The sequence below is a fragment of the Streptomyces sp. NPDC006265 genome (genome assembly GCF_040613555.1).
Lineage (GTDB): Bacteria > Actinomycetota > Actinomycetes > Streptomycetales > Streptomycetaceae > Streptomyces.
In genome coordinates this window covers 1-6,790 of the sequence record NZ_JBEXSH010000487.1, presented here as the reverse complement: position 1 = coordinate 6,790, position 6,790 = coordinate 1, and the positions used below count along the sequence as shown (strand labels likewise).

Genomic DNA, 6,790 nt, shown 5'->3' with positions numbered 1-6,790 from the left:
TGCGTGGCCCCGTCAAAGCCGCCCAGGCCATCGGCCGGCTGCACAAGGCGGGTCCGCACCCGGCGGCCGCCCCCGTCCTGCGCGCCTGGGCCACCCTCCCGCCCTGGGCCCGTGCCGAGGCCCCCATGCCCGGCCCCGGCACCCTCTGTCACGGCGACCTCCACCTGGGGCAGCTCATCCGCCGCCCCGGCCCCGACGGCCCCTGGCTGCTGATAGACGTGGACGACCTCGGCGTCGGCGTGCCCGCCTGGGACCTCGCCCGCCCCGCCGCCTGGTATGCCTGCGGCCTGCTCCCGCCCCACGAGTGGACCCGGTTCCTCACCGCCTACCGGGAGGCCGGTGGCCCCGCCGTCCCCGCCGAGGGCGACCCCTGGCCCGCCCTCGACGTCCCCGCCCGGGCCCTCACCGCGCAGACCGCGGCCCGGGCCGTCGCCAAGGCGGTCGCGGCCGGCCGCCCGCTGGACGAGGTGGAGCAGTCGGTCGTGGACGCCTGTGACCGAATGGCTACCGTCCCGCCCCCGTTGGCGCAGGACCACGCGAAGTAGGGTGCAACCGACCACAGCTGAACGGAGTCTGTCCTGGCGAGATGTGAAGCAGGACAGACCGGCGAGGAGTTGAACAACCATGCAGTGTCCGAAGTGCGGTGCGCCGATGCACACGTACAACCGCAACGGTGTCCAGATCGAGCAGTGCAGCGGCTGCCGCGGGATCTTTCTCGACTACGGCGAGCTGGAGTCGCTGACCCGCCTGGAAGCGCAGTGGTCCCAGACCGCCCCGCCGCCCCCGCCCGCCCCGCAGGCCTACCCGGCCCCTCCGGCTCCCGCCTGGGGCGCCCCGCATGGCGGCCACGGGCACCACGGCCATCACGGTCACCACCGCAACAAGAGCTTCGGCCGCATGCTGTTCTCGTCCTGACGTGAAGTCGTGACACGACAGGTGACACGATTGGAGCCCCCGGCCGCGAACGGCCGGGGGCTCCAGTGTGTTGTGGACGATACTGGGATTGAACCAGTGACCTCTTCCGTGTCAGGGAAGCGCTCTCCCGCTGAGCTAATCGTCCTCGGGACCATGACCACCGAGTGCATCGGATCATGGACAATGCGTGCGCGATACTGGGATTGAACCAGTGACCTCTTCCGTGTCAGGGAAGCGCTCTCCCGCTGAGCTAATCGCGCGGGTCGGGATCTTGAGAGATCCAGTGGACGATACTGGGATTGAACCAGTGACCTCTTCCGTGTCAGGGAAGCGCTCTCCCGCTGAGCTAATCGTCCTTGGAGGTGGAGACGGGATTTGAACCCGTGTAGACGGCTTTGCAGGCCGTTGCCTCGCCTCTCGGCCACTCCACCAGGAGTGTAGGGAGCCGGGAAGCCCCCTCTTCCTTCGAGCGGACGACGAGGTTCGAACTCGCGACCTCAACCTTGGCAAGGTTGCGCTCTACCAACTGAGCTACGTCCGCCTGTCGATGCGGACCGCTCTCGCGGCCCGGCGACGTGTTGAACTCTAGCGGATTCCGCGGCCAGCACAAAAACGCGTTTGTGCAGCGTGCTGCGCTTCCCCTGCTCAGGGAGGTCACAGGGCCGCCGGACGGGACATCCCCCGGCCACCCGCAGGACACCCGCCATAGACTCGACTGCGTGCTCGACCTCCCTCCCCTTGCCCGCTTCGGCGACCGTGTCGCCACCGGGCTCCTCGACGTCACCGATGATCCCCAAGCCCTGGAGTCCAGCGGCTTCTGGGCCGTCTGTGCCGACTTCGAGGGCCGTCTGACCTGCGCCCGCTTCGCGGAGGTCCGGACGTCGGACGTGCCCGTTCCCGTGCCCGGCGCATGGCGCGGACCGGCTTCCGGTGACTGGACGTCCTCGCTCGACCGCGCCGCGTACACGGCCGGGGTGCGGCGCATCCGCGAGCACATCGCGGCGGGCGAGGTCTACCAGGCGAACCTGTGCCGGGTGCTGTCCGCGCCCGTCCCGTCCGGCGCGGACGTGGACGCGCTCACCGCGCTGTTGGCCCGCGGCAACCCGGCACCGTACGCAGGAACGATTCGCCTGCCCGGGCACGGCGTGGAGATCGCCACCGCCTCCCCCGAACTGTTCCTGCGGCGCGGCGGCAGGACCGTCGAGTCCGGCCCGATCAAGGGCACCGGCCGCACCGAGACGGACCTGCTGGAGAAGGACTACGCCGAGAACGTGATGATCGTGGACCTCGTGCGCAACGACATCGGGCGGGTCTGCGCCACGGGCAGCGTCACGGTGCCCGATCTGTGTGCCGTCGAGAAGCACCCCGGACTGGTCCACCTCGTGTCGACGGTCCGCGGAGAGCTGGGGGAGGGGGCCGGCTGGGCCGAGCTGCTCGCCGCGGCCTTCCCGCCCGGCTCGGTCACCGGCGCGCCCAAGTCCAGTGCGCTGCGGATCATCGACGCGCTGGAGACGGCGCCCAGGGGACCGTACTGCGGCGGCATCGGCTGGGTCGACGCCGACCGGGAGGCCGGAGAGCTGGCCGTCGGCATCCGTACCTTCTGGATCGACCGGGCCGACGGCATGCTGCGCTTCGGCACCGGCGCCGGCATCACCTGGGGCTCCGATCCCGAGGGGGAGTGGCACGAGACCGAGCTGAAGGCGTCCCGACTGCTCGCGATAGCGTCGGGAGCGTATGAGGTGAATGGAGAGGACCCGACGTGAAGATCTGGCTCGACGGCGGTCTGCAGGACACCGAGTCCGCCCGCGTCTCCGTCTTCGACCACGGGCTGACCGTGGGCGACGGCATCTTCGAGACGGTGAAGGCCGTGGACGGCAGGGTGTTCGCGCTCACCCGCCACCTCGACCGGCTGACCCGGTCCGCGCGCGGCCTCGGCCTGCCGGACCCGGACCACGACGAGGTGCGCCGCGCCTGCGCCGCCGTCCTCCACGCCAACCCCGTGCCGCTCGGTCGTCTCCGCATCACCTACACCGGCGGCCACGGCCCCCTCGGCTCCGACCGCGGTGAACACGGACCGACCCTCGTCGTCGCCCTCGGCGAGACGACCCGCCGCCCCGACTCCACCGCCGTGATCACGGTCCCCTGGACCCGCAACGAGCGCGGCGCGCTCACCGGCCTGAAGACCACCTCGTACGCCGAGAACGTCGTCGCCCTCGCCCGCGCCCGTGACCAGGGCGCTTCCGAGGCCCTGTTCGGCAACACGGTGGGGCAGCTGTGCGAGGGCACCGGCTCGAACGTCTTCGTCGTCCTCGACGGCGAGATCCACACGCCGCCGCTCGCCTCGGGCTGCCTCGCGGGCATCACGCGTGTGCTGACGGTCGAATGGACCGGCGCCAGGGAGAGCGACCTGCCGCTGGACGTCCTGGAACGGGCCGACGAAATCTTCCTGACGTCCACCCTGCGGGACGTGCAGGCGGTGCACCGCGTCGACGGCCGTGAGCTGCCCGGCGCGCCGGGCCCGGTGACCGCCAAGGCCATGCGGATCTTCGATGAGCGGGCCGGGAACGACCTCGACCCCTGACAGACCGCGGAAATTCGGCTGACCAGGCGCGTGGTTGCGGGTAGAACACCCCTGATGACCACGACCCTGCGGCCGATCGAGCCGCTTCAGCAGAACGCCGACGGGACGCGCTCACGCCGCTTCCAGGTGTGTGTGAACAGCCGTCCCGTGGGGGCGATACACCTCGGCACGCACCCCGTCTTCGGCACCGGGGTGGCCCGGATCATGAAGCTGCACATCGACGAACAGGACCGCAGACGCGGCCGGGGCACGGTCGCCGCACTCGCCGCGGAGGAGGTGGCGCGCGGCTGGGGGTGCCGCCGTATCGAGGCGACGGTTCCCGCCGCGTCCGAGGCGGGACTCCGGCTCGCCACGGCGCTCGGCTACGTCGTCCGCAACCGCGGCATGGAGAAGCAGCTCGGCGACACCCCGCCCGGCCTTCCGGAGGGCAGTCGCGCCCGGCCCATGACCGAGGCGGAGTTCGGACCCTGGCTGGAGAAGGGCCTGGAGCACTACGCGCGCAGCTGGATCGATCGGGGCGTTCCGGAGGCCGAGGCCCGGGCCAAGTCGGAGCGCGACCACGCCACCCTGCTGCCCGAGGGCCTGGCCACCCCCGGCATGCTCATCAGCGTCGTCGAGCATCTGGGGACACCGGTGGGCACACTGTGGCTGGCGGTGCGTGAGAACAGCGCGTTCGTCTTCGACGTCGAAGCCGACGCCGCCCACCGGGGGAAGGGGCACGGCCGCACGCTGATGCTGCTCGCCGAGGCCCGGACGATCGCCGAGGGCAAGCGGACCCTCGGCCTCAACGTCTTCGCCGGCAACGCTCCGGCCGAGCGGCTCTACGCCTCCCTCGGCTACGAGACCGACCAGTACGCCATGTACAAGCCGCTGCTGTAGCGACCCGGGAGCCGGGCGAGGGCGGTCAGTGCTCCTGCCCGGCCAGCAGCCGGTCCGCGATCTCCTCGATGCGCTCGCGCAGCCCCTCCTGGCTCTTGCCGCCGTCGAGCCGCTCACCGCCGATGACGTACGTCGGGGTGCCGCTCACGCCGATCGCCTTGCCCTCGGCCTGGTCGGCGTCCACGATCAGGATGTGCCGGCCGTCTACCAGCGCGGTGTCGAACTCCTCGGCGTCCAGGCCCAGTTCGCGCGCCACCTCGACCAGGAAGGGTTCTCCCGCACGGGCCAGCTCCTCCACGCGCCCCAGCAGGGCCTCCGCGTACGGCCATCCGCGGCCCTGCTCCCACGCCTCCTCCGCGGCCTGGGCGGCGGCGAAGGCGTGCTTGTTCTTCTCCAGCGGGAAGTGCCGCAGCCGCAGCTCCAGGCGGTCGCCGTAGCGGGCGCGCAGCGCGTGGAGATCGTCCAGCGCGGTGCGGCAGTCCGGGCACTGGAGGTCGCACCAGATCTCGAGGACGGGGGCGGCGGAACGGTCGGAGGAGGAGTCGCTCATGCCGACAGTCTCCCAGCAGTGCGGACCGGGGGCGCGGCCCGCACCGGCACCTGCGGAGGAGGTGACCCGGAGATGTCCCTGATGTCGGGCCGTGGCATGGCCCCCAGGGGTACGGCGGGTGCAGGATGGAAGGGACGAAGTGCCCCCACCCGACCGCGCCACGCCTGGAGGACCGGATGATTGCCGAGACCGTCTGCTCCGCCGTGTCCGCGGCAGGCCTGGGCATTGCGATCGTCACGGCGTACCGCAAGCGCTACCTCGCGGCGGTCCGTATCGCGGCCTACTCCCTCGTTCCTATCGGCCTGGTGATGACGGGAGTCGTCGAGTGGCTGGCCGACACCGCCTTCAGCCCGACGGCCTGGGCGGGGTTCGGAGTGCTGGGTGTCGCCTGGGTGCTCTTCATGACCACACGGACCGTGGAACGCCGCCGCGGTGGCACCCGCAAGGAGCGCAGGGCGGCGGCCCGCGAGGCCGGCCGGCCCGATGCGGTGGCCCCCGCCGCCTCGGCCCCCTCACTGGGGCAGGGCGCCCGCCCGGCGACCCGGCCCGCGCCGGCGTCCCGCGGCGACGACGACTTCAGCGACATCGAGGCCATCCTCAAGAAGCACGGCATATGACGGGGCAGCCCGTCGGCGGCTGAATCGTCACAGTGGGTCCGCCGGTGCGCGGAAGTGATCACAACTCGAACCGGACCTCACGGAATCGGCGCACTCCCGCACGGAACGAGGGTGCCGATCGCGTGCGGCGGGACGACTGCGTCATCATCGCCACGAGATGCTGGACACAACGCAACAGAGCGACCCCGCCCCGCCGCAGGACGAGCCACGTCCCCGGCAGGACGAGCCACGTGGTTGCCTCTTCGCCCTATCCCAGCCACCGCTGATGATCTTCCTGGCGGTGATCGGGAGCCTGCTGCTCATGGCCTCGTTGCACGATCTGCTGTTGCTGTGAGCCGTACCCGCGGTACCCGGCGCCATCCGCCGGGGCCGCGTCGGCATCGACGTCCTGTGCGACCCCGCGGTCGGGCGACGGCGTCAGCCCGCCGCCTCCTTGCGGCGCGCCCGGTACGCGGCCACGTGCAGCCTGTTTCCGCAGGTGCGGCTGTCGCAGTAGCGCCGTGAGCGGTTGCGGGACAGGTCCACGAAGGCGCGTCGGCAGTCGGGCGCCTCGCACCGCCGCAGCCGCTCCTGCTCCCCGGCGACCACGAAGAACGCCAGCGCCATGCCGCAGTCGGCGGCCAGATGGTCGGCGACGGAGGCGCCGGGCGCGAAGTAGTGCACATGCCAGTCGTAGCCGTCGTGGTCCGTGAGCCGGGGCGTGGTGCCGGCGGCCGCGACCAGCTCGTTGATCTGGCCGGCCGCGGCGCGGGCGTCCGGGGCGGCGAAGACGGCGGCGAAGCGATCGCGGATCTTGCGCACCGCGGAGAGGTCGAACTCCGAGAGCACCCCGACGTCGCTGATCTCGTGGTTCCGCACGAAGTCGGTGAGGGTTGCCAGGTCGGGCAGCCCGTCCGACGCCGTGTCGTCCTCCGGTGCGGTGTTCACCAGATCGACCACGGTGTCGAGGGCGCACCGGGTGTCGTGGGTGATCAGCACGTTTTGCTCCCTGGCCTGAGGGTCGGGCGGGCGCCCGCCGATGCTGGCCGATGGTAACGGCTCCACCACCGCCGGACCGTCCTCATGCCCGCACATGGCTTCGAATACAACGCCACCGGGCCCGCCAGGGTTCCCGCGCGGTGACAGCGGGGGAGGGGCCCAGGACGAGGACCGGGGGGGGTGAGGGGTGGTGGGGGGGTGGGTGGGGGTACTCGGGTGGGGTGATGGGCGGAGGGAGGTGTGGTCATACGGCCATGGTGGCCGGGGATC

The 6,790-nt window shown here is 71.6% G+C and carries 9 protein-coding genes and 5 tRNA genes; 7 read left to right on the top strand and 7 right to left on the bottom strand.

All coding sequences use genetic code 11. The features are described 5' to 3' along the window. Both ABZ281_RS31285 and ABZ281_RS31280 read left to right on the top strand, forming a co-directional pair. A partial coding sequence (locus ABZ281_RS31285; RefSeq protein WP_356660923.1) for a phosphotransferase occupies window positions 1–545 on the top strand: 545 nt, incomplete at its 5' end. 79 nt (window positions 546–624) lie between these two features. Continuing rightward, entirely contained in the window at window positions 625–915 is a 291-nt protein-coding gene (locus tag ABZ281_RS31280) for a zf-TFIIB domain-containing protein (protein WP_356660921.1), read from the top strand. A 73-nt stretch (window positions 916–988) separates the two neighbouring features. On the opposite strand, the gene ABZ281_RS31275 is transcribed toward ABZ281_RS31280, so the two are convergent. From ABZ281_RS31275 to ABZ281_RS31255, 5 genes are all read right to left on the bottom strand, one after another. Continuing rightward, a tRNA-Val gene (locus tag ABZ281_RS31275) sits at window positions 989–1,060 on the bottom strand. Between the two features lie 43 nt (window positions 1,061–1,103). Then, a tRNA-Val gene (locus ABZ281_RS31270) sits at window positions 1,104–1,175 on the bottom strand. A 24-nt stretch (window positions 1,176–1,199) separates the two neighbouring features. After that, a tRNA-Val gene (locus ABZ281_RS31265) sits at window positions 1,200–1,271 on the bottom strand. A 1-nt stretch (window position 1,272) separates the two neighbouring features. Continuing rightward, a tRNA-Cys gene (locus tag ABZ281_RS31260) sits at window positions 1,273–1,346 on the bottom strand. A gap of 37 nt (window positions 1,347–1,383) precedes the next feature. Then, window positions 1,384–1,456, bottom strand: a tRNA-Gly gene (locus ABZ281_RS31255). A 178-nt stretch (window positions 1,457–1,634) separates the two neighbouring features. Here ABZ281_RS31255 and ABZ281_RS31250 point away from each other — a divergent pair. The 3 genes from ABZ281_RS31250 to ABZ281_RS31240 are packed head-to-tail and all read left to right on the top strand — an operon-like array spanning window position 1,635 to window position 4,375. Then, on the top strand, window positions 1,635–2,678 hold the full coding sequence (locus ABZ281_RS31250; protein ID WP_356660919.1) for a chorismate-binding protein: 1,044 nt from the start codon (window positions 1,635–1,637) through the stop codon (window positions 2,676–2,678). After that, complete coding sequence (locus tag ABZ281_RS31245) at window positions 2,675–3,496, top strand: aminodeoxychorismate lyase (protein ID WP_356660917.1); 822 nt, start codon at window positions 2,675–2,677, stop codon at window positions 3,494–3,496. Before ABZ281_RS31250 ends, ABZ281_RS31245 begins: the two co-directional genes overlap by 4 nt. Before the next feature lie 54 nt (window positions 3,497–3,550). Continuing rightward, window positions 3,551–4,375, top strand: coding sequence for a GNAT family N-acetyltransferase (locus tag ABZ281_RS31240; RefSeq protein WP_356660915.1), 825 nt, complete (start codon window positions 3,551–3,553; stop codon window positions 4,373–4,375). A gap of 25 nt (window positions 4,376–4,400) precedes the next feature. Here ABZ281_RS31240 and ABZ281_RS31235 read toward each other — a convergent pair whose 3' ends face one another. Beyond that, window positions 4,401–4,925: a DsbA family protein gene (locus tag ABZ281_RS31235; RefSeq protein ID WP_356660913.1), complete on the bottom strand. Its 525-nt coding sequence runs from the start codon at window positions 4,923–4,925 to the stop codon at window positions 4,401–4,403. Window positions 4,926–5,101: 176 nt separating this feature from the next. Here ABZ281_RS31235 and ABZ281_RS31230 point away from each other — a divergent pair, with 176 nt between their 5' ends. Together ABZ281_RS31230 and ABZ281_RS31225 are read left to right on the top strand one after the other, a co-directional pair. After that, on the top strand, window positions 5,102–5,542 hold the full coding sequence (locus ABZ281_RS31230) for a hypothetical protein (RefSeq protein WP_356660911.1): 441 nt from the start codon (window positions 5,102–5,104) through the stop codon (window positions 5,540–5,542). 157 nt (window positions 5,543–5,699) lie between these two features. Beyond that, window positions 5,700–5,876, top strand: coding sequence for a hypothetical protein (locus ABZ281_RS31225; RefSeq protein WP_298565961.1), 177 nt, complete (start codon window positions 5,700–5,702; stop codon window positions 5,874–5,876). Window positions 5,877–5,959: 83 nt separating this feature from the next. Here ABZ281_RS31225 and ABZ281_RS31220 read toward each other — a convergent pair whose 3' ends face one another. Beyond that, window positions 5,960–6,520: a CGNR zinc finger domain-containing protein gene (locus ABZ281_RS31220; RefSeq protein ID WP_356660909.1), complete on the bottom strand. Its 561-nt coding sequence runs from the start codon at window positions 6,518–6,520 to the stop codon at window positions 5,960–5,962. Window positions 6,521–6,790 lie beyond the last annotated feature (270 nt).

Bases quoted from the DNA above. Each gene is read 5' to 3' on its own strand.
- ABZ281_RS31280 (WP_356660921.1), top strand. From the start codon at position 625: ATGCAGTGTCCGAAGTGCGGTGCGCCGATGCACACGTACAACCGCAAC.
- ABZ281_RS31240 (WP_356660915.1), top strand. From the start codon at position 3,551: ATGACCACGACCCTGCGGCCGATCGAGCCGCTTCAGCAGAACGCCGAC.
- ABZ281_RS31235 (WP_356660913.1), bottom strand. From the start codon at position 4,925: ATGAGCGACTCCTCCTCCGACCGTTCCGCCGCCCCCGTCCTCGAGATC.
- ABZ281_RS31230 (WP_356660911.1), top strand. From the start codon at position 5,102: ATGATTGCCGAGACCGTCTGCTCCGCCGTGTCCGCGGCAGGCCTGGGC.
- ABZ281_RS31225 (WP_298565961.1), top strand. From the start codon at position 5,700: ATGCTGGACACAACGCAACAGAGCGACCCCGCCCCGCCGCAGGACGAG.